Here is a 20,097-nt window from a genome sequence, read left to right on the forward strand (position 1 = left end):
GGGGTTACACGTAGAATTCAGGGTTTGCTTTATATTCTAAAAGCCTAAGAGGTTGACAGGTTGATGATAGCTAACCTGCTAACGGGGCGTCTCAAGGCCTGATTTTGGTTCTAGCACGTCGCCAAAGGACTCGTCTGTTAAGGAGGTCACAGGTGGCGCTGCACCAATGTAATGGTGCGTAATTGTTAACAATTCTTGAGTTGAAAAGGGCTTGCTGAGGTAATCAGTGGCACCGGCCACTTTGGCGCGCAGGCGATCGCTCCAACCAACGAGGCTAGTCAGCATAATAATCGGCGTATAACGGAAGCGAGGGGTGTGCCGTAGAAGGGTGCAAAATTCGTAGCCATCCAATTCGGGCATGGCAATATCGAGGAAAATCAGGTCGGGGTTGAGTTGGAAAATGAGACTCAAGGCCGTTAAGGGGTGGGCGATCGCCGTGGCTTCATAACCTGCGGCTTGCAGGGTGGATTCAACCACTTGACGGACAGTGGCGGCATCATCCACACACACGACCCGGGGCGATCGCCGCCAAGAGAGGGGGGGAAATGTACGGGTGTGGCCATTGGTTCCCCAAGAACTGACTTGTAAGTACCCTTGATGGAGATAGGGCAGCAGGAGTTTGCCCACCGTCACGCCATCTCGTCCCAGTTGCCGACTCAGACGGCGCAAGGTGATCCGCTCGCGCACGAAGGGTTCCAGTTGGCGAAACCACTGATCCGCTGGATCGTTGCCTGTGGGTTTAATATCCGTCAGTTCGAGGGATTGATCAAGGGAACGCAACTCTGGATGCAGTTTTTTCCATTCCCGCAGATGACTCAGGCTGTCATTGAGCAGCATTGTCAGGGAGAGATTGTGCCATTGGGGGGTGAGGGGACTCGCACTATAAAACTTGAACCAAGCGCGATTGAGGCTAACAACGTCAAAGAGACTCTCCCGCAGCAGCGCCCGCCACACGCTATGGATTTGATTGAGCTTGCAGTGATCGAGGAGCCACCACAGGCATTCGTATTCCACCCAACTGGCACCGGCTTTGCTTTCGATGAAGCTATCGGGACTCGGCCAAGGAATGCCCTGCCCATAGAGCAGATCCTGCAACCGCTCTAAACTGTGGCTGTGGCGATCGGCAATATACACTAGGTGGCCATGACTCAAAAAGAGAAGCCACGTATGACCGGCATCATCTTCGAGGTAGAGTTCCCCGGTGCGCTGGCCAAGGGCAAGGGTTTGGCACAGCGTGTAAATATCCGTATCGTTGAGGCATCCTTCCATGGCGCTATTATAGCGATCGCCAGCGGGCTGACCGCGACACCGGATAGTTCAGTCTCAGTTAGCGCTGGGTATAGCTAGAGAGCAATTGCACCAGTTGCTTCACAAGGGCTTCCTGATCGCGATTGATCTGGGGAAAGTTAAAGTCATCGCGAATATGAACCTCAAAGCCCGGCACCACCTCAATGCGCTTCCAAGATTCTGGTTGCGGTGAATGGCTCGGGGGCGGTACCTCGCGGCGGCTGACACTGGGACTGACGCGCATGGGTTCCCCATAGCGATGCTCGGAGCGGTCTTGTACCTGTTGCAAAAAGGCCAAAGCTGGGTTGATCGGGGGTGGATTCAATTGCAGATGAACCCCTTGCTCAAGGAGTGCCCGCAGTTCTGGGGTGCTCATGCGATACACCAGCTTGTAAATGGCACCTGCGGTATAGCCCTCCATCAACAGCCGCCGCACCACCAGCAATTGCACCAGGTGGCGATAGCCGTAGCGCCCTTCGCGGCCAATGCGAGCGGGACGGTCAATCAATTTGCAGGAGGTGTAATGGCGCACCAGACGCGGGTTGACCTCTTCCAAAACACGGTTTTTGGAATCCTCCTGGGGGAGGTGCTGGGGTAAGAGTTCGTTGGCGATTTCCACCAACTCATCTAATGACCATTGATCCTGAACGTGGATGAAATCTTGAATTGTTGCCATGATGAGCAAACACAGCCTTTTTTGAACGAAAAAAACAAAGAAGTCAGTTAGAGAGGGATTTTCCTGTCCCAGATAGAGCGCAAGGGCGCCCCTAGAGCAGGAGTGAAACTATATTATCGTATTTTTTTGGTTCTGTATCATTTTGGGTCTAATTTAGTCTTACAATTATCAAGGAAAGTAAACACCTGAATATTACAAGTCTACAGAGAGTTCAACGCAACGCGAAGCTGCATTGTGACACCAAAACAATTTATTTGATGCTAGCATACAGCGTTTGGTGTTGAGTGAAGTTGTCCCAAAAATTACTGGGATTTTTGTGTTGTCAAGCAATTTGTTGCAGAGTTGTTACAAATTCAGGATAGGAGACGGCTGCCGCACTGGCGTTGTGAATGTGGCTGGTTCCTGTGGCATTGAGGGCAGCGATCGCCAGACTCATGGCCATGCGATGATCGCCGTAGGTTTCCACATGGGTGCCTTGCAAGGGTACGCCCCCCTGAATATCGAGGCCATCACTGAGTTCAGTGACCTTAGCGCCCATTTTTTGCAATTCTGTGGCCACGGCCTTGAGGCGATCGCTCTCCTTCACCCGCAGTTCTGCTGCATCCCGAATTTCGGTGATCCCCTCGGCAAAGGCAGCAGCCACAGCCAAAATCGGAATCTCATCAATCAAGCGGGGAATCAATTCACCGCCAATACGGGTTCCCTTGAGGGCTGCCGATCGCACCCGCAGATCTGCAACGGGTTCGCCTGTGACGAGCCGCTCATTTTCAAGGGTAATCTCGGCCCCCATTGCCCAAAGCACGTCGAGAATGCCGGTGCGGGTGGGGTTAACTCCCACATTGGTCAGTACTAGTTCTGAATCAGGGGTAATGGAGGCTGCCACCAACCAAAAGGCGGCTGAACTGATGTCGCCGGGCACAATCACCTTCTGACCCTTTAAGACCGCAGGTCCTTCAAGACTCACCGTACAGGTGCCCTCATCCACGCTCAAACAGGCACCAAAGGCCTGAAGCATACGTTCACTGTGATCCCGTGAGCGGTGGGGTTCGCGAATAATGGTGGTGCCTTCGGTGTGGAGGGCGGCGAGCAATAGCGCTGATTTCACCTGAGCGGAGGCAATGGGACTGTAGTAGGTGATTGGCTCTAAGGGCTGCCCCAAAACGGCCAAGGGGGCACGGCTGTGGTGTTGACGCCCCCAAATCTGGGCACCCATCTGCATCAAGGGTGTGACGACCCGTGCCATGGGGCGCGATCGCAATGAGGCATCCCCAGTCATCGTAAAAAAGCGACCTGTTTGCGCTGCCAATACCCCCAACAACAACCGCATCGTTGTACCAGAGTTGCCGGCATTCAGGACATCCACGGGTTCTTGGAGATGGCCAATTCCCAAGCCTTGAACCGTGACTGCTGTGGCATTGAGATCTGAAATCTCGGCACCAAGGGCACGAAAACAGGCGGCGGTACTACAGGTATCTTCACCCACGAGCAGGCCTTCAATATGGGTAGTGCCCTCTGCCATTGCTCCCAACATCAGGGCACGGTGGGAAATGGATTTATCTCCCGGTACCTGGAGGGTGCCCTGCAGGGGATGGCCATCGGCCTGAATTTGCCAAGTGTCGTCGGATGTAATCTGAATAACCGCCATGGGATATTTGGATAAAACCGCGTTCTCGATTGTCCCACGTCTGTTGCGCTATAGCCCCATTGAGCGCTTCAGTTCCTCAAGGGCAGTTTGCAGTTCCAAGCGGCGAAACTCAGCTTCAATTGGGTCATTGAGGTCACTGCTCATGCGTGGTGGCGGTGGGGGCGGTGGTGGGGGCGCACTGGCGGTAGGCACACGGTTCATGATTTCTCGCCGGCGATCGCGAATCTTTTGCAGCAGCTGCTGGGTAACGGGGATTTGATTGAGGGCGTCGAGGCGTTGCGTCCACAATTGTTCCCCCCGTTGGCGCAATTCGGCCTCCCGTTGTCGTGCCAATTCGGCCAGATCAGGACGCTGAGCGGCCATAGCGGTGTGGGTACGATCGCGCCAGCGGCGAATCTCGGAAACAAGGCCTAAAATTTGCTGTTCGCAGGTATTGACTTCCTGTTGCAGCCGCAGTAGCCGCTCTTGGGTTTCCCGTTCTTGATCCTCTAGCTCAAGGAGCAGTAGATTGAGTTCAAGCTGCGGATTGGCACGAATAAAGTCCTCGAGTTTTTGCTCTAGGAATGCATTCAAGTCGCGGAAAAAGCTCATGAGTGCCCCTTTTTTTAAAAACTTTGGCCAACAGTGAGGGAGCGCACTTCCCCTTGACGCCGTAGCACCGCCCGCTGATTTTGAATCTGTACCAGTTGCCAGCCGTCGTTGCCAATTGTATCGCCCACACTCAAGCGCAGTGTTTGGCCATTGCTTTGAAAAAGAGCCACTGAGCGATCGCCCAGTTCGAGGATGCCAACTAAGGTATGTTGGGGGGGCGCCGGTGTAGGGGCAGGGGGTACCGGTGTGGCTGCCGGCGTAGGAGCTGTCACCGTTGGTAAATTGGGCAGGGTCACCGTTGGCGCGCTGGGGGCTTGGTAGACGGGAACGTAAATGCGTTCAACCGTCGGGGTGGGGGTTGAGGGGGTGCGAACCGAATTGCTGGCGATCGCTGGCGATGCAGGGGTTGGGGGGGCGGCCCGTTGGCTGAGCAGCTGAAGGGAGGTTTGCAGATACTCAGCGAAGGCAATGTCCGCAGGGCTGGTGGTTGTGGTCACCGTAGCGTCAGGGGCAACTGCAACTGGTTGGCGATTCAGACTGATCCAAAGGCCAACTCCTAGGACAAAGGAGGCAATGCCAACCCCCATCAAAAAGCGATCGCCCCAAGAAAAGGCCTGCTCTGGTTCCGATCGGTGCAGCCAGCGAGAAGGTTCCGCCGGTGGTGGGGGCGGAGGAGGAGTTGTCGCTTCAAAGGGGACGAGGAGGGAAGGTTCCGGTTCTAAAACCGCTGCTAGGGATTCTGGCTCATTGAGGTCGGCCTCCACAGCGGCAAAGACTTCATCCAGCAAGCGGTTGGCTTGGACATCTGTCAGACAGGTTTCCATGGTATAGGGGTCTGTCCTCTGCGGATCATCGCTCCGTGTCATCACCCATGCCTCACAATAATCACCAAAAACGCCCAACCTTGCCTATTTCTTTTACGATGGATGACTAAATTCTATGCAATCCCTCTCCTATTGGCCACCACTGCCGCTGCACTCTGGCGTGATCCACACGGTCTTTACTGCCTATGTCCAACGCTGGGGGTGCCTCTACCCTTGGCAACCGCAAACCAGCCATGTTTTCCATGGGGCGGCGGGCGTGCCCCTGTACGGTGAGGGGTATCGGCTTGGCCAAGCACGCGGAACCATCATTGCCACCTACGGCATTACGGGTGATCTCAAGAATCAATGGTACTTGCATACCCTTGCCCATTGGGCGATCGCCCGCCGCTTTGATGTGGTGCTCTTCGACTGGCGTGCCCATGGCCGCAGTGCTGAACTTTCTCCGGCGTTGACCAGTGATGGGCTTTACGAAGGCCAAGACTTTGTCGCGATCGCCCAACAGTGCCAAGAACTGGGCTATAGGCCGCCCTACTGGTTTGTTGGCTATTCCTTGGGGGGGCAGTTAGCCCTTTGGGGGGCGTGGTATGCCCAACAGCAAGGGACAAAAGAGATTGGGGGGGCGGCTGTGATTTGCCCCAACCTTGACTCCAACCGCTCCCTTGCCCACCTCGGCACGACTTTTTGGGGACGGCAATTTGAACGCGCCATCAGCCGTCAACTCCAACACTTGGCTCGCCACCTGCATCGCCTTCATCCTCAAATCTTTGATCTCAACACCGTTGCCCAGATTGACACCATTGCCGGTTTTGATGCCGCCCTCGTCATTGACCGCCTTGGCTTTGGCAGTGTGGCCGAGTATTACGCTGCCAGTAGTCCCTTGCCGCTGCTGCCGCAACTGACAATACCCCTATGGATTCTCTATGCCGCCGATGATCCCCTATTTGATCCCAGTCTGGTGCCAGAACTCCTAGCCATTGCCGAGGCCAACCCTGCCCTCACCCTGCTGATGACAGAGCAAGGGGGTCACGTGGGCTTTACCAGCGATCGCAAGTGTCAACGCCTCTGGGGCGATCCCGACTACTGCTGGGGGATTCATCGGCTCTTGGATTGGCTAGGGCAGCAACCTAGATAACCTACGAAAGTATAAAGGCGGCACCCGGATTCGAACCGGGGGATAAAGGTTTTGCAGACCTCTGCCTTACCACTTGGCTATGCCGCCCTATTTGGCAATTTCCCATTATAGCCGATAGCGCTCTTGCCATCGTTGATTGTTTTAGCTTACTGACCAGATTGCTCAAGGTAACGCTGGATGGCTTCACGGGTCACTGCCGCCAGAGACATGCCCTTGGCCGCTGCTAATTCCTTAAGCTGCTGGTATTGATCGGCACGCACATCCACGCGGTAGCGCTTTGTCGCGGTAGCTGGAATATAGGTAGCGGCAAATTCCCGCAAGGCAGCCAAGCCGACGCGGTGGCAAAAGTCCCCAAAGGATTCGCCCTTGTGCCGGCGATCGCGATAAAAAACTAGCAATGGCTCTAGGGCTGTTTCCAGTTCGGCAATCGGTAACCGCTCAATATAGACCTCTGCTAAGCGGGTTTGATCGGGACTCCCCCCCACCCAAGTCTGATAGGCGCCGGGGACAATGCCAACAAAGCCCAATTCCGCCAAGTAGGGGCGGGCACAGCCATTGGGACACCCCGTCATCCGAATCACAAAGTGCTCTTCTTGGAGTCCCAGCCGATCCATGAGGCGACGAATCCGCTCCAGTACCCCCGGAATTGCCCGTTCCGACTCGGTAATGGCCAAGCCACAGGTAGGCAACGCCGGGCAGGCCATGCTATAGCGTTCGAGGGGATCAATGGCATTGACATCACGCACCCCGTGCTGCTCAAGGATGTGCTGAATTGCATCCTGTTGATCGGGAGAAACATCACACAGGAGCAGATTTTGGTGAGGCGTGACCCGCAGGGGGAGCTGAAAGTCTTTGACGATTTTCTTGAGGGCCGACTTGAGTTTGAAGTTCCCCTGATCAAGGATGCGGCCATTGGCAATGGAGAGGCCATAGAAGAATTTGCCATCTCCTTGGGGGTGCCAGCCCAAAAAGTCCTGATAGCGCCACGGCGGCAGCGGGCGAAAGGGTTCGAGGGGTTTGCCAAAGTATTCTTCCACCTTGGCCTTGAATTTTTCGACTCCCCAATCGTGGATCAGGTATTTCAAACGGGCGTGGCGCCGATTATAGCGATCGCCATAGTCCCGCTGGGTGGCCACGATCGCCTTCACCGCCTCATAGACATCTGCCGCTCGGACAAAGCCAATTTCATCAGCCATGCGGGCAAAGGTTTCTTCTTTGTTGTGGGTGCGCCCCAAACCACCACCGGCATAGATATTGAAGCCCTCAAGATGGCCTTGGGCATCTATAATCACCACCAGTGTCAAATCTTGGGAGAAGAGATCTACGGAGTTATCCCCCGGCACCGTGACACAGCACTTAAATTTGCGGGGCATATAGTGATCGCCGTAGATTGGCTCTTCGTTATTGGGAAAGATTGTGCCATTGCCATTGCGCTGCCGTGCCGCCTTGACATCGGGGTGCTCTTCGGCGGAGATCACCTTTTCACCATCGAGCCAAATCTCGTAGTAGGCACCGGTTTGTGGGGTCAGCAGATCGGCAATGCGGTGGGCATACTCATAGGCAAGGGCATATTCCGGGCGATCGCGAAAGGGGGCGGGTGGCGCCATGACATTGCGGTTCAAATCACCGCAGGCGCCCAATGTGGATCCCATGCTGCGAATAATGGCTGCGATCGCTGCTTTCAGATTCTTCTTGAGAATGCCGTGCAACTGGAATCCTTGCCGCGTTGTTGCCCGCAGGGTGTGGTTGCCATATTCATCCGCCAAGCGATCCAAGGTTAAATAGAGCTGCGGCGGAATATACCCTCCTGGACTGCGGGTACGCAGCATGAACTGGTAGTCTTTCTCCTGACCCTTGACGCGGTTATCGCGGTTGTCCTGCTGATAGGAGCCGTGGAACTTGAGGATCTGCACCCCCTCTTCGCTAAAACGATTCGTTGGTTCTAGCAGTTCTGTGGCTAGGGGTTCCCGCAGATGTTGGCTTTGTTCCTTGAGAGCCTCAATTTTTGAGCGTTTCAGGGCAGCATCAGCAGAGGGGGGCGAAGCAACCATAGTGTTCTTTTTTCCAGCAGGTGAAAGTAACTAAAATGACGACAGCCAAAAGTCCCTAATCTTGATCGGGAAAGTGAGCTATCTCATTTTAGCGAACCTGTGGAACGATTAACAGGAGGGTTCTTCCTTGGAGGCACAGTCTTTTTGCCAGCAGCGTTCGAGGTAAGCATCGTAATACTGCCGCCAGAACCGTTTGGGATTGAGGGTAAAGCCCGGACTAAATAGCCGTTGGTTCAAATACTGCCAGAGGGGAAAGGCGAGGACACGACGCGTAGCCATAAGCACACCGTGAGCGTGAGCGATTCAAAAACTTCAACTTACCTTGATCATAGACGAGGGTTCTGGGGGGCAAGGGTCTCTGCCAAGTTTCTTAACGCGCGAGAAACCGTCCGAGGGGCGAAAAATGTTAAAATCTGTAAAGTTTTCTGGGATCACCGATGCGGGTTGTCATTGTTGGTGCAGGATTAGCCGGCTTAGCCGCCGCAGTGGATTTGGTGGATGCCGGTCACAGTGTTGAAATCTATGAATCCCGTCCCTTTGTGGGGGGCAAAGTCAGCAGTTGGCAAGATGCCGATGGAAACCACATTGAGATGGGGCTGCATGTCTTCTTTTACAACTACGCCAATCTCTTCGAACTGATGACCAAGGTGGGGGCGATCGCCAACCTACTACCTAAGGAACATACCCACACCTTTATTAATCGCGGTGGTCAGGTGGGAGAACTGGATTTTCGCTTTCCCTTGGGTGCCCCCTTCAACGGTCTCAAGGCCTTCTTCACCACCAGTCAACTCTCTGCTGCCGATAAATTCTTTAATGCCATTGCCCTTGGCACCAGTCCTGTGGTGCGGGGTCTGGTGGACTATGAGGGGGCAATGCGCCAAATTCGCGCCTTAGATCGGGTCAGTTTTGCGGAGTGGTTTCGCCGCCATGGGGGCTCAGAAAACAGTCTCAAGCGCCTTTGGAATCCCATTTCCTATGCCCTTGGCTTCATTGATACCGAGCACATGTCTGCTCGCTGTATGCTGACCATCTTTATGATGTTTGCCGCCAAAACCACTGCCTCACGGCTCAATATGCTCAAGGGATCACCGGCAGAATACCTGCTCAAACCCTTGGTGAACTACATTGAAGCGCGGGGGGCTAAGATTCATCTGCGGCGACGGGTGAAGGAAATTCGCTTTCGCGGCGAGGATCCGAGCACTTGGCAGGTGGAAGGGTTGGTGATTCCCCTAGGCGAAAAACTAGAAACAGTTACAGCGGATGCCTATCTGTGTGCCTGTGATGTGCCGGGGATTCAGCGCCTGATTCCGGCGGCGTGGCGATCGCACCCAACCTTTGACAACATCTTTAAGCTCGAGGCCGTGCCTGTGGCCACGGTACAATTGCGATTTGATGGCTGGGTTACGGAACTGCAAGACGGCAGTAAACAAAAACAGGTGGCGGCAACGGGTATTGATAACCTGCTCTACACTGCCGATGCTGACTTTTCCTGCTTTGCGGATCTGGCCCTCACTAGTCCAGCGGACTACTATCGCGAAGGTCAAGGCTCCTTACTGCAAGTGGTGCTTACTCCCGGTGATCCCTTCATCAAAGCCAGCAATGAAGAAATTGCCCAACATGTGCTGCGCCAAGTCCATGAACTTTTCCCCTCGTCGCGCCATCTGAACATGACATGGTACAGTGTCGTCAAATTAGCGCAGTCCCTCTATCGCGAAGCCCCCGGCATGGATCCCTATCGTCCGCCCCAAAAAACACCCGTTCCTAACTTTTACTTGGCGGGCAGCTATACGCAGCAGGACTACATTGACAGCATGGAGGGCGCGACAATGTCCGGACGACAAGCCGCCCAAGCGATTTTGGCAGGAGGTCATGGATGAGTTGGTTAGAGCATACGGTTCAGATTGAAGTGGCAGCCGATGTCGATCGCGTCTGGGCACTGTGGTCGGATCTGGAGAAAATGCCCCTGTGGATGAAGTGGATTGAATCTGTGGTCATCACTGAAGAAGACCCTACCCTATCGCGCTGGACATTGACCACGGGCAACTGGCACTTTAGCTGGCGATCGCGCATTTGCCGCCAAGTGAAGCACCAAATGATTCAGTGGGAGTCCGTGGATGGGCTGCCCAATCGGGGTGCAATTCGCTTTTACGATCGCCATGGCAGCACCATTGTGAAGCTGTCGGTGTCCTATGCCATTCCGGGAATTTTGGGACAAATGATGGATCGCCTTTTCCTTGGCCGCGTAGTTGAAAGTACATTGCAAGCAGATCTCGAACGCTTTCGTGAATATGCCCAACAAATGCAGCCCACACAGGTTTCCTGAGGTTGACTCAAAGTTGGGATAGACCAAAAGAGATCGCGATCGCCAGCAGGGCTGCACCGGGAAACGTGAGTACCCATGCCATGAAAATTTGCGCCCACACTTGCCAGTTCACTTCCCCTTGATGGCGATAGCCAGCACCCGTAATCGCACCCACCACGACTTGGGTCGTACTGACGGGAAAGCCCACCAGACTTGCGGCTCCCACAGTCAAGGCGGCACTGAGATTCGCTAAGCAGCCACTCACAGGGTCAAGGGGTGTAATTTTCTCCCCCGTAGTGCGGATAATGCGTTCGCCGCCGCCATAGGTACCGATCGCGATCGCCAAGGCACAGGCAGCCATCACCCAGAAGGGCACACCCGCCTCCGGTGACAGTTGTCCCCAACTCACAAGGGCAAGGGTGATCACCCCCATTGTTTTCTGGGCATCGTTGGCACCGTGGGCAACGGCCATCAATGTTCCGGAGAGAATCTGCAACCGTTGCCAGTGCTCTGGGGGGAGTTCTCCTTGCCATTGCAACCACTTTTCGACTAGGGTCATCAAACCAAGGCCGATGGCGATCGCCACCAAGGGGGACACGACCATGGGAATCACCACCGCCTCAACAATCCCCTGCCAATAGATGATTTGTGGTGACACTTGAAAGAGGGCTGCCCCCACCAAGCCACCAATGAGGGCATGGGAAGAACTACTGGGTAAACCCCAATACCAAGTGAGCAAATTCCAGCCCATCGCGCCGAGGAGTGCGGCACTAATCACGCCAAACCAATGGGCACCCAAGGCACTGCTGTTGAGAATGCCGGCTTCAATTGTTAGCGCCACCCGCGTACTCAAGAAGGCACCACCAAAATTAGCCGCAGCAGCAAGGATGAGCGCCGATCGCAGGGAAAGGGCACGGGTGGCCACCACCGTTGCAATGGCATTGGCGGCATCATGGAAGCCATTGGTGACATCAAAAAGGAGGGCGATCGCAATCAACCCCCCCTTGAAATCAATGGCCATGCCCTAGGCAGAGGCACTCACTTGATCTTTGTCCTTGGCGAGGAATTTCTCCAGTTCGGCAAGGGCGTCGGCATCTACCTTCGTTTGCATGGGGCAGAACTTCGGCCCGCACATGGAGCAAAACTCAGCCGTTTTATAGATATCTGCCGGTAGGGTTTCGTCGTGGTATTCCCGTGCCCGATCCGGATCGAGAGCCAGTTCAAATTGGCGGTTCCAGTCAAAGTTATACCGTGCCCGCGACAGTTCATCATCGCGATCGCGCGCCCCCGGACGATGACGGGCAATATCCGCTGCGTGAGCCGCAATTTTGTAGGCAATCAAGCCATTGCGCACATCTTCAGCATTGGGTAAGCCAAGGTGCTCTTTGGGGGTTACATAGCAAAGCATGGCCGTGCCGTACCAACCCGCCATCGCCGCGCCAATGGCACTGGTAATGTGGTCATAGCCGGGGGCAATATCCGTGACCAAGGGCCCAAGGACATAGAAAGGAGCTTCAGAGCATTCTTCCATCTGCTTGCGCACATTGAATTCAATTTGATCCATGGGCACGTGGCCGGGGCCTTCCACCATCACTTGGACATCGTGTTCCCAAGCCTTGCGGGTGAGTTGACCGAGGGTTTTCAATTCCGCCAATTGAGCTTCATCAGAGGCATCATGGAGACACCCTGGCCGCAGCGAGTCCCCGAGGGAGAAGGAAACATCGTATTTTTTGAAGATCTCAATAATGTCGCGGAAGTGGGTGTAGAGGGGATTTTGTTTGTGGTGATACAGCATCCACTTGGCGAGAATGCCGCCGCCGCGCGACACAATCCCAGTGATGCGGTTTTTCACCAAAGGCAGATATTCAATGAGAATCCCCGCATGGATCGTCATGTAGTCCACCCCCTGCTGGGCGTGCTTTTCAATGACATGGAGAAAGTCATCGGGGGTAAGCCGCTCAACGCTACCGTGGACGCTTTCAAGGGCTTGATAGACGGGCACCGTTCCAATGGGCACGGGTGAGGCATTAATAATGGCGGTGCGAATGGCATCCAAATCCCCCCCACCCGTGGACAGATCCATCACCGTGTCGGCGCCGTATTTAATCGCTAGCCGTAGCTTTTCGAGTTCCTCCTCTAGACTGGAGGAGTTGGGAGAGGCACCAATGTTGGCATTGACTTTGCACTTGGCAGCAATCCCGATCGCCATCGGCTCGAGGTTGGGGTGATTGATATTGGCGGGAATAATCATCCGCCCACGGGCAACTTCATCGCGAATCAATTCCGCAGGCAGGTTTTCCCGCCGCGCCACATAGTGCATTTCTTCGGTGATAATCCCTTGGCGGGCATAATGCATTTGGGTAACATTGTCATGCCCTTTGCGGGCAGCAATCCATTCGCTACGCACCATTGATAGAATCCTCTCTAGACAGCTTCCCTGCGCCAGCATGATCTGGTTCAGGTTCTAAGGGTTTGCTCTCAGCCTGCTCTGACCGCAGACACCCCTAGCATGTCGTTCATTCTATCACTTTGCTTTTGGGGGGTGGGGATCAGTCTAATCAGTCTAAAACGTCAATGCGCACAGGGCCGACACCGACACCAATGAGGCCAATGGCAGCCGCAGCCCCCCGCGAGAGGTCAATTTCCCGTCCCCCCGTAAAAGGCCCGCGATCGTTAATGCGCACCACTACTGAGCGGCCATTCTGGAGATTTGTCACCCGTACCCGTGTCCCAAAGGGCAGTGTGCGATGAGCCGCCGTCAGGGCGTCCTGATCAAATCGCTCGCCATTGGCAGTGCGGGCACCATGGAAGCCGGGGCCATACCACGAGGCAATACCCGTCAACTGCATCCGAATCGGTCCCATGGCCACAACGGTATTTGGTCTACCCTCTACGCTGGTTAGGGCAGGGGCATTCCCCAGTTGGCGGCGGATCAGGTTAGCAATGCGCAGGGCGTTTTCATCATTGCGTTGTGAACTATTGGGAAGCGTGACTTGATGGTTCAGAGTCAGGAGAGGTTCTTTGTCGGCGTAGATGCGGTATTGCTGTTGTTGGGCATCCCAACCCACGCGCACAAGGTTGGCATCAAAGCCCTGTTCGTGGAGCTGATTGAGGCGAGCGGTGAGAATGGTTGCCTGTTGGGCTGCTTCTGAGAGGGTGGTTTGCTCTGGTATCCCGGCGCCGTTGGCGGCAGCGACTTTGACGCCCTCTGTAGCTGCTACCCGTTGACCCAAGAAGGTGAGTACGGGAATCCCCCGCAAATAGACGGTTACGGCTTCGCGGCCTTGCTGTTGGTGACGATGCAGACTGGCGATCGCCCGCGTTGCTGTTGGGGTCGTGGATTGACGTTCCCCCACTTTGGTGGCAACGACAGCGGAAGAGGGGGCTGAACCTGACTCTATGGCTGGTGTGGTTGTGGTTGCACGGCTACTGGAAAGGATTCCCAACACAGCCAACGTGCTTGTTGTCAGACCCACATAAAGCGTTTTTTTCATAGGCGTCCGTTAAAAAGGGCATCCATACGGCTGGACAGTAGGGCACCAACATCACACAGGGGTTACCCCTACTGGTGCCGTGTTCGCTCTCATCGCGGAACTGTTTCAACCTACCACGAAGGCCTAGAATCAAGCATCAGGGGCATTTTGTTCATGGTAAACATTTTGAAAAAGAATAAAAAAGCACTGAAGGCGGTCAAACCTACGCAGACTGGCATATTGACGGAATTTACAGTTGACGAAAGAAAATAAGAAAATTTTATAAACTTTTAACAAATTGTTTTTAATTTCTGAAGATTTCTGTGACTCAGATCACCAAAAATAAAAATTTATCTAAAAGAGAAAATTTGCTTTTTGCGACCTTTTCTGTGTGCCATAGGACGATTTCTCACCCAATTTTGTTTCCCGTTTTACCCCTTTTGGGATGCGCCTCTAGCCACTTCATAAAGTGCATTGCCCAAGGAATGGCTCTCTCCTCTAGCGCATAAAACGGGGATATAGTCCGTAGGGAGCCGAACCATGGAAGATAGGGATGACTTGCGGCGTCGTCTTGAAAACTTAGAAGCCGCTGTGGCTGCCCTGCAGCGATCGCTCGAGATTCTGCAAAGAGCCATTCTCCGTGAAGACCTCTCCTCTTCTGGCGTCCCAGAACCCGCAACACCATCAACGCCACCTGAGGAACCGACGGCGATCGCTCCTGCCCCTGCGACTGAATTACAACCCCCAGCGTCTGAATCTCCAGCGGTGCCACCGTTACGCCCAGTGAGGCCTTCCCAAGCTGACTGGCTACAAAATTGGGAACTGTGGCTCAACCGTCTCGGCATCGGCCTGCTGCTGTTGGGGATTGGCTTCCTCTTTCGGTACGCCGTTGAATTGGGCTGGATTACCGATGCAGTTCTTGTGGCCATGGGCTTTGTCATTGGTACGGTGTTGATGGGGTTGGGCTGGCGGTTGCAGCAGCGAGCCATCTTTAGCCAGTTTTTGCAGGGGGGCGGTCTGGCGACCTATTACCTGACGATCTTTGCGGCCTATCAGGTTTTGACCGTCATGCCTTGGGGTGTGGCCTTCCCGTTGATGGTGTTAGTGACCCTAGGGGCATTTTTCATCTCGTTGCGCCAAAATCGAGCCATTTTTGCGGTGATTGGCGTGGTTGGCGGCTTAGCAACCCCTTTGCTGCTCTACAACACAGAGATGAGTCGTCCCTTGGCCTTGGCCAGTTATACGTTTTTAATTCTCTTGGGCAGTTGGGCAATTTACGCAGTGAAGGGCTGGCGATCGCTCCTGCTGTCAGCTTTTTGGTTGGGATGGCTGATGTTAACGGTGTCTATTACTGCTCAACGGCTTGATCGGGTCGTGGCATTACAGATCATTCTGGCGTTGACTTGGCTGGGCTTTACGGTATTACCCCCTTGGTATCAGGGACGCGATCGCGACAGGGCAGGGGAGCTGTATCGCCCTCAGGAGACTTCCCCACGGCCCTATGGTCAGACGATCGCCCTCTTTAATCCGCTGATTGCTTTGGGCTTAAGTGCCTTCCTCTGGGATTGGTCGGCAACGCTAACGGGGCGGGTGTTTGTTGTTTTTGGGGTGCTTTACCTTGGCACCAGTCTGTTCTGGCGACACTTGCCGCAATCTTGGCGCTGGGTCTATAGCTTGACGGGACTGGTGCTCATTGCCCTTGGCATTGTTGTTCGTTACTACAGCAATCGCTTTATCCTCGCACCGCTGGCGATCGAGGGGCTGATTTTGCATTATTTGAGCCAACACTATGCCTCGCGCACCCTGCGGGTTATTGCCCATCTTTGGTGGGGACTGCTCGGCCTTGGTTTTGTTGGGCAACTGCTGTTTACTGCCGCCGATCGCCCCCCGCTGTTGAATCTGGCTTTTTTCTCCCATTTGGTGGTGCTTGGCGCCGCAGCAGTCAGTATCCGTTTTTTGCCCCCACCCACCCGCCCCCTCTACTGGATATTGGGTCATGGAGTGACGATGATCTGGATGCAGCACGAACTGGCGCCCTTTGGTACGGGGGCAGCCACCCTTGTCTGGGGACTCTTTGGCGTCGGACTGCTGATCTATGGGTTGCGACGGGACACCTCAGCGGTGCGCACGGTGGCTTTAATCACGCTGATCATTACTTTGGTGCGGCTTTTCTTTGTTGATCTCATCCATCTTGCGCCGGTGTGGCGAGTACTCCTGTTTATGGGGTTTGGTTTGATTTTTTTGCTGCTGAGCTATTTTTTCCGCGCCCTGTGGCGGCGATCGCCCGTGGAATCCTCTAGGATCAGTGAAGAAACCCCAACAAATGAGTCCGAAGAAACCCCATGACCCGCATTGCTGATCTGCGCCGTGATTACCGTCGTCAACGTCTCCTCGAAAGTGAGGCGGCTGAGGATGCGATCGAACAGTTTCGCCTCTGGTTTACGGATGCGGTCAACGCTGAATTACCGGAACCCAATGCGATGACGCTGGCCACCGTTGGCCTCGATGGCATGCCTGCTGCACGACTGGTCTTGCTCAAAGATGTGGACGATCGCGGGTTTGTCTTTTTTACGAACTATCGCAGTCGTAAAGGTCTAGAATTAGCCGCCCATCCCAAGGCTGCCCTTGTCTTTTGGTGGGCAGAGCTAGAACGGCAGGTGCGCATTGAAGGCACTGTTGAGCAAATTAGTGCAGCGGAGTCCGATGCCTACTTCCAGAGTCGTCCTTTGGGTAGCCGTTGGGGGGCATGGGCATCCCAGCAGAGTGAGGTTTTAGAATCCTACGCCGATTTGGAAGCCCGCCTTGCGGAAGTGGAAGCCCGCTATGGCGAAAATGTCCCTCGGCCAGAGCATTGGGGGGGCTATCGTGTTCTACCGACCCTGATTGAATTTTGGCAAGGGCGACCCAATCGCCTCCACGATCGCCTGTGCTATCGGCGCCAAGGAGACCACTGGCAGCGGGTGCGCCTCTACCCCTAGGATAGGGATATCTTTAGAGATTGGCTGAGATGCCCATGATTGCCGGTGAACTTATCCCCGCAGAGGGAACCATTGAACTCAATGCTGGCCGGCCAACGGTGACGTTAACGGTGGCCAATACGGGCGATCGCCCAATTCAGGGGGGATCTCACTACCACTTTTACGAAGTCAATCCGGCCCTCCAATTTGATCGTGAACAGGCACGAGGAATGCGCTTAGATATTGCCGCTGGCACCGCCATTCGTTTTGAGCCGGGGGATGAGCGGGTGGTGCAACTGGTGGCCTTTGGTGGCAGTCGCCAAATCTATGGCTTTCGCGGCGAAGTCAACGGTGCGCTCTAGTCGGGATTCCAAGCATCCTGTAGATTAAACAGTATGGATGACAATGATTTCCCCCTTCTCGACACTTCAGAAGATGCACTAGCGGCGCTGCCGAGTGAGGAGAGCGATCGCCCCGATCCCGAAGCCATGTTGCCCCTGCTGACCTCCGCCGATGTGACGGAGCGGATGTTGGCGGCTCGCGCCTTTTGCGAATTGCAGGATGAACGCGCCACACCCTATCTCATCAATCTCCTGCAAGAACCCTGTCCCCTTGTCCGTGTCAGTGCCGCCTATGCCCTTGGCCGTAACCCCAGTTTGGCAGCGGTGGATGCCCTCATTCAGCAATTGGAGCGGGACTGGAATGGCTATGTCCGCAAAGGCATTGTTTGGGCGCTGGGTAACTGTGGCGTCCGCTTTCCCCTGCCAGAAATTTATCGGCGCACCCTTGATCCCTTGATTCGTGCCCTGCAAACGGATATTTCTGCCGTGCGTCTCTGGGCGGCGAGTTCCTTGGGTCAGGTGGCAGAAGCTAGTGAAGAGGCGGCGACGGTTGCCATTCCTGCCCTTGCCCTTGCCTTGGCTCAGGATGCAATTGCCGCTGTGCGCAGTAACTGTGCTTGGGCCTTAGGTCATGCCTGCCGCAAAATTCCCCTTGGGCTTCTTTACACCCAAGCGATTGATCAACTCATTGCCGCTCTCCAAGACAGTGATATGGGGGTTCAAGAAGATGCCAAGGCGGCTCTTTTTAAGTTAGGAGATGCCCGCGGCCTGCAAGCGATCGCAGACCTTCAAGTAGAAGCCTTTAGCTAGGAGAGGCCGACACGATGGCCGAACCATTGGTGGAATTACGCGGTGTCTGCAAAGCCTTTGGCCATCAGCAGGTGCTGAATGATGTGGATTTAGTCATCTATCCCGATGATGCCTTAGTGATTCTGGGGCCTTCGGGAACCGGTAAGTCAACCCTTTTGCGGATTATTGCTGGCTTAGTCGCTCCCGATAAAGGCGAAGTGTATGTTGCAGGAGAGCGCCGTCAAGGATTACGGCAAGAAGGTCTCTGTCGGATGCGGATGAGCATGGTCTTTCAGCAATCTGCCCTTTTTGACTCCCTCACGGTTGCTGAGAATGTCGGCTTTTACCTGTACCAGCATACGCGTTTGCCGGAGGCACGCATTCGCGAAATTGTCAGTGAAAAACTAGCGATGGTCGGCCTCGCTGGCATGGAAGACCTCTACCCAGCGCAGTTGTCTGGGGGGATGCGCAAGCGAGTCAGCTTTGCCCGCGCCATTGTGGATAATCCCGAAGATCCCAATGACAACCCCTACCTGCTGCTTTACGATGAGCCAACGGCAGGGCTAGATCCCATTGCCTCAACAGTGATTGAGGATTTGATTCGCGAATTACGGGAGAAGACGGGGCATGCCTACGTTGTCGTTACCCACCAAAACAGTACCATTGAGCGCACGGGCGATCGCCTGATTCTCCTCTATCAAGGGCGCATTTGCTGGCAGGGCACCCATGCCGAAGCCCGCACGACCGATAATCCCTACCTGCGGCAGTTTCTCAGCGGCGATGTCAATGGCCCCATTCGGATCATTGATCAAGTGGGTACCGCTGCTCTATAAATAACGTAATAAATCAAGGAATCAATAATCGTGGCTTTACACATCGCATGGCTTGGCAAAAAATCTCCCCCCTGCGGCAATGTCACCTATAGTCGTGAAATTACCAATGGGCTATTGGATCGCGGGTACCAAGTGAGCTTTCTGCATTTTGCCCAAGAGGATGAACAGGAAGCTGAGAACGAAGGGGAGATGCCAGATGTGACGCTCCCTTGCCTGTATAAATCGCAAGTCTATACCCTGCCCTCCCTGCGAGCCAACAAAGTTCTGGTTGAGTCCCTTAAAAAACTCAAACCCGATATTGTCCACGCCTCATTGACCCTCTCCCCCCTCGATTTCTTTCTGCCCGACATTTGTGAAGAGTTAAACATTCCCTTGGTTGCCACGTTTCATCCTGCCTACAGCGAAAAGTATCGTACCCTAACGACGGGCACCGCCTTGATGACTTACCAACTGTATGCCCCCTTTTTGGCTCGCTATGACCGCGTGATTGTCTTTTCCCAATCGCAAAAGGAACTACTGATTCGTCTTGGGGTTGGTGCTGAGACGCTGCGGGTGATTCCCAATGGCGTCGATACGCGAAAATATACACCGGGACCTTCTACGACCAAAGAGGACTTTAAGGCACGCTACCTCTATATCTATCAAGGCCGGATGGCTATTGAGAAGAATGTTGAAGCGCTGCTGCGCTCTTGGTGTGCAGCGGAAATGCCGGCGGATTGTAAGTTGCTAATGGTGGGTGGCGGTGCCCTGATGCCCTCCTTGATGGCCAATTATGGTCCAGATCAAAATATTCTCTGGCTTGGCTCGATCGTTAATGATCAAGAGCGGCTACAAATTTTACGCGGCTGTGATGTGTTCATTTTGCCCTCGCAAATTGAGGGGTTATCCCTGTCGCTCCTAGAGGCAATGGCCTGTGGCTTGGCCTGCTTGGCTACCGATGTGGGTGCCGATGGTGAAGTGCTCACTGGGGCAGGCATTGTCTTGAATCCCCAGTATGTGAAAACCCAGTTGCAAACGCTGCTGCCCATTTTTTATCAACACCCGGAAATGATTCGCCTCCTTGGGGACAAAGCCCGCAAACGGGTGCTGGAGCACTATAGCCTCAGTCACAACTTGGATCGCCTAGAGGCCTGCTACCAAGAACTAATGGCTTCGTATTCTTTGGCGCGCCCGGCGGCCAAGGTGAAAAGCTAGCT

The 20,097-nt window shown here is 54.5% G+C and carries 19 protein-coding genes, 1 tRNA gene and 1 riboswitch; of the genes, 9 read left to right on the forward strand and 11 right to left on the reverse strand.

The window, feature by feature from the left end:
• Nucleotides 1-78: 78 nt before the first annotated feature.
• The 5 genes from RHH27_RS00355 to RHH27_RS00375 all read right to left on the reverse strand — a co-directional run bounded on the left by RHH27_RS00355 (nt 79) and on the right by RHH27_RS00375 (nt 5,065).
• Nucleotides 79-1,269, reverse strand: a complete 1,191-nt coding sequence (locus RHH27_RS00355) for a response regulator (RefSeq protein ID WP_302676941.1) — start codon at nt 1,267-1,269, stop codon at nt 79-81.
• A gap of 58 nt (nt 1,270-1,327) precedes the next feature.
• The gene (locus RHH27_RS00360; protein ID WP_149817113.1) at nt 1,328-1,963 is read right to left on the reverse strand and encodes a MerR family transcriptional regulator; all 636 of its coding nucleotides are present in this window, start codon (nt 1,961-1,963) and stop codon (nt 1,328-1,330) included.
• 322 nt (nt 1,964-2,285) lie between these two features.
• The gene (gene aroA / locus RHH27_RS00365; RefSeq protein WP_302678546.1) at nt 2,286-3,608 is read right to left on the reverse strand and encodes a 3-phosphoshikimate 1-carboxyvinyltransferase; all 1,323 of its coding nucleotides are present in this window, start codon (nt 3,606-3,608) and stop codon (nt 2,286-2,288) included.
• A gap of 48 nt (nt 3,609-3,656) precedes the next feature.
• Complete coding sequence (locus RHH27_RS00370) at nt 3,657-4,199, reverse strand: hypothetical protein (RefSeq protein ID WP_302678547.1); 543 nt, start codon at nt 4,197-4,199, stop codon at nt 3,657-3,659.
• 14 nt (nt 4,200-4,213) lie between these two features.
• Nucleotides 4,214-5,065: a hypothetical protein gene (locus tag RHH27_RS00375; RefSeq protein ID WP_302678548.1), complete on the reverse strand. Its 852-nt coding sequence runs from the start codon at nt 5,063-5,065 to the stop codon at nt 4,214-4,216.
• A gap of 73 nt (nt 5,066-5,138) precedes the next feature.
• On the opposite strand from RHH27_RS00375, the gene RHH27_RS00380 reads away from it, so the two are divergent.
• Nucleotides 5,139-6,155: a YheT family hydrolase gene (locus RHH27_RS00380; RefSeq protein WP_302678549.1), complete on the forward strand. Its 1,017-nt coding sequence runs from the start codon at nt 5,139-5,141 to the stop codon at nt 6,153-6,155.
• Between the two features lie 15 nt (nt 6,156-6,170).
• Here RHH27_RS00380 and RHH27_RS00385 read toward each other — a convergent pair.
• The 3 genes from RHH27_RS00385 to RHH27_RS00395 form a co-directional block, all read right to left on the reverse strand.
• Nucleotides 6,171-6,242, reverse strand: a tRNA-Cys gene (locus RHH27_RS00385).
• A gap of 59 nt (nt 6,243-6,301) precedes the next feature.
• A complete protein-coding gene (sir, locus tag RHH27_RS00390; protein WP_302678550.1) occupies nt 6,302-8,206 on the reverse strand; it encodes a sulfite reductase, ferredoxin dependent in 1,905 nt (634 codons plus the stop codon).
• Nucleotides 8,207-8,314: 108 nt separating this feature from the next.
• Nucleotides 8,315-8,485 carry a hypothetical protein gene (locus RHH27_RS00395; RefSeq protein ID WP_190278128.1) on the reverse strand — a complete coding sequence of 57 codons (171 nt, stop codon included), beginning with the start codon at nt 8,483-8,485 and terminating at the stop codon, nt 8,315-8,317.
• Nucleotides 8,486-8,643: 158 nt separating this feature from the next.
• On the opposite strand from RHH27_RS00395, the gene zds reads away from it, so the two are divergent.
• Complete coding sequence (zds, locus tag RHH27_RS00400; protein ID WP_302678551.1) at nt 8,644-10,083, forward strand: 9,9'-di-cis-zeta-carotene desaturase; 1,440 nt, start codon at nt 8,644-8,646, stop codon at nt 10,081-10,083.
• Nucleotides 10,080-10,529 (forward strand): SRPBCC family protein, encoded by a 450-nt coding sequence (locus RHH27_RS00405; RefSeq protein WP_206200587.1) that lies wholly within the window; start codon nt 10,080-10,082, stop codon nt 10,527-10,529. Before zds ends, RHH27_RS00405 begins: the two co-directional genes overlap by 4 nt.
• A gap of 7 nt (nt 10,530-10,536) precedes the next feature.
• Here RHH27_RS00405 and RHH27_RS00410 read toward each other — a convergent pair whose 3' ends face one another.
• From RHH27_RS00410 to RHH27_RS00420, 3 genes are all read right to left on the reverse strand, one after another.
• Nucleotides 10,537-11,529, reverse strand: a complete 993-nt coding sequence (locus RHH27_RS00410; RefSeq protein WP_302676949.1) for an inorganic phosphate transporter — start codon at nt 11,527-11,529, stop codon at nt 10,537-10,539.
• A 3-nt stretch (nt 11,530-11,532) separates the two neighbouring features.
• A complete protein-coding gene (thiC, locus tag RHH27_RS00415; protein WP_302679175.1) occupies nt 11,533-12,915 on the reverse strand; it encodes a phosphomethylpyrimidine synthase in 1,383 nt (460 codons plus the stop codon).
• A gap of 10 nt (nt 12,916-12,925) precedes the next feature.
• Nucleotides 12,926-13,024: riboswitch (TPP riboswitch) on the reverse strand.
• A 42-nt stretch (nt 13,025-13,066) separates the two neighbouring features.
• Entirely contained in the window at nt 13,067-14,002 is a 936-nt protein-coding gene (locus tag RHH27_RS00420; protein WP_302678552.1) for a septal ring lytic transglycosylase RlpA family protein, read from the reverse strand.
• 519 nt (nt 14,003-14,521) lie between these two features.
• Here RHH27_RS00420 and RHH27_RS00425 point away from each other — a divergent pair.
• From RHH27_RS00425 to RHH27_RS00450, 6 genes are read left to right on the forward strand one after another with little or no spacing between them, the layout of a single operon-like run.
• Nucleotides 14,522-16,327: a DUF2339 domain-containing protein gene (locus RHH27_RS00425; protein WP_302678553.1), complete on the forward strand. Its 1,806-nt coding sequence runs from the start codon at nt 14,522-14,524 to the stop codon at nt 16,325-16,327.
• On the forward strand, nt 16,324-16,959 hold the full coding sequence (gene pdxH / locus RHH27_RS00430) for a pyridoxamine 5'-phosphate oxidase (protein ID WP_206200590.1): 636 nt from the start codon (nt 16,324-16,326) through the stop codon (nt 16,957-16,959). Before RHH27_RS00425 ends, pdxH begins: the two co-directional genes overlap by 4 nt.
• A 35-nt stretch (nt 16,960-16,994) precedes the next feature.
• Nucleotides 16,995-17,300 carry an urease subunit beta gene (locus RHH27_RS00435; RefSeq protein ID WP_206201553.1) on the forward strand — a complete coding sequence of 102 codons (306 nt, stop codon included), beginning with the start codon at nt 16,995-16,997 and terminating at the stop codon, nt 17,298-17,300.
• Between the two features lie 33 nt (nt 17,301-17,333).
• On the forward strand, nt 17,334-18,089 hold the full coding sequence (locus RHH27_RS00440; protein ID WP_302678554.1) for a HEAT repeat domain-containing protein: 756 nt from the start codon (nt 17,334-17,336) through the stop codon (nt 18,087-18,089).
• A 14-nt stretch (nt 18,090-18,103) separates the two neighbouring features.
• Entirely contained in the window at nt 18,104-18,901 is a 798-nt protein-coding gene (locus tag RHH27_RS00445; RefSeq protein WP_302676954.1) for an ABC transporter ATP-binding protein, read from the forward strand.
• Between the two features lie 30 nt (nt 18,902-18,931).
• Nucleotides 18,932-20,095 (forward strand): glycosyltransferase family 4 protein, encoded by a 1,164-nt coding sequence (locus RHH27_RS00450; RefSeq protein ID WP_302678555.1) that lies wholly within the window; start codon nt 18,932-18,934, stop codon nt 20,093-20,095.
• The last annotated feature ends 2 nt before the right edge of the window (nt 20,096-20,097 follow it).

The organism is Thermosynechococcus sp. PP555 (genome assembly GCF_031583225.1).
Lineage (GTDB): Bacteria > Cyanobacteriota > Cyanobacteriia > Thermosynechococcales > Thermosynechococcaceae > Thermosynechococcus.

What these genes read in the sequence shown, in the direction of transcription:
- RHH27_RS00355 (WP_302676941.1), bottom strand. Translation starts at nt 1,269, where the DNA reads ATGGAAGGATGCCTCAACGATACGGATATTTACACGCTGTGCCAAACC.
- RHH27_RS00360 (WP_149817113.1), bottom strand. Translation starts at nt 1,963, where the DNA reads ATGGCAACAATTCAAGATTTCATCCACGTTCAGGATCAATGGTCATTA.
- aroA (WP_302678546.1), bottom strand. Translation starts at nt 3,608, where the DNA reads ATGGCGGTTATTCAGATTACATCCGACGACACTTGGCAAATTCAGGCC.
- RHH27_RS00370 (WP_302678547.1), bottom strand. Translation starts at nt 4,199, where the DNA reads ATGAGCTTTTTCCGCGACTTGAATGCATTCCTAGAGCAAAAACTCGAG.
- RHH27_RS00375 (WP_302678548.1), bottom strand. Translation starts at nt 5,065, where the DNA reads ATGACACGGAGCGATGATCCGCAGAGGACAGACCCCTATACCATGGAA.
- RHH27_RS00380 (WP_302678549.1), top strand. Translation starts at nt 5,139, where the DNA reads ATGCAATCCCTCTCCTATTGGCCACCACTGCCGCTGCACTCTGGCGTG.
- sir (WP_302678550.1), bottom strand. Translation starts at nt 8,206, where the DNA reads ATGGTTGCTTCGCCCCCCTCTGCTGATGCTGCCCTGAAACGCTCAAAA.
- RHH27_RS00395 (WP_190278128.1), bottom strand. Translation starts at nt 8,485, where the DNA reads ATGGCTACGCGTCGTGTCCTCGCCTTTCCCCTCTGGCAGTATTTGAAC.
- zds (WP_302678551.1), top strand. Translation starts at nt 8,644, where the DNA reads ATGCGGGTTGTCATTGTTGGTGCAGGATTAGCCGGCTTAGCCGCCGCA.
- RHH27_RS00405 (WP_206200587.1), top strand. Translation starts at nt 10,080, where the DNA reads ATGAGTTGGTTAGAGCATACGGTTCAGATTGAAGTGGCAGCCGATGTC.
- RHH27_RS00410 (WP_302676949.1), bottom strand. Translation starts at nt 11,529, where the DNA reads ATGGCCATTGATTTCAAGGGGGGGTTGATTGCGATCGCCCTCCTTTTT.
- RHH27_RS00420 (WP_302678552.1), bottom strand. Translation starts at nt 14,002, where the DNA reads ATGAAAAAAACGCTTTATGTGGGTCTGACAACAAGCACGTTGGCTGTG.
- RHH27_RS00425 (WP_302678553.1), top strand. Translation starts at nt 14,522, where the DNA reads ATGGAAGATAGGGATGACTTGCGGCGTCGTCTTGAAAACTTAGAAGCC.
- pdxH (WP_206200590.1), top strand. Translation starts at nt 16,324, where the DNA reads ATGACCCGCATTGCTGATCTGCGCCGTGATTACCGTCGTCAACGTCTC.
- RHH27_RS00435 (WP_206201553.1), top strand. Translation starts at nt 16,995, where the DNA reads ATGATTGCCGGTGAACTTATCCCCGCAGAGGGAACCATTGAACTCAAT.
- RHH27_RS00440 (WP_302678554.1), top strand. Translation starts at nt 17,334, where the DNA reads ATGGATGACAATGATTTCCCCCTTCTCGACACTTCAGAAGATGCACTA.
- RHH27_RS00445 (WP_302676954.1), top strand. Translation starts at nt 18,104, where the DNA reads ATGGCCGAACCATTGGTGGAATTACGCGGTGTCTGCAAAGCCTTTGGC.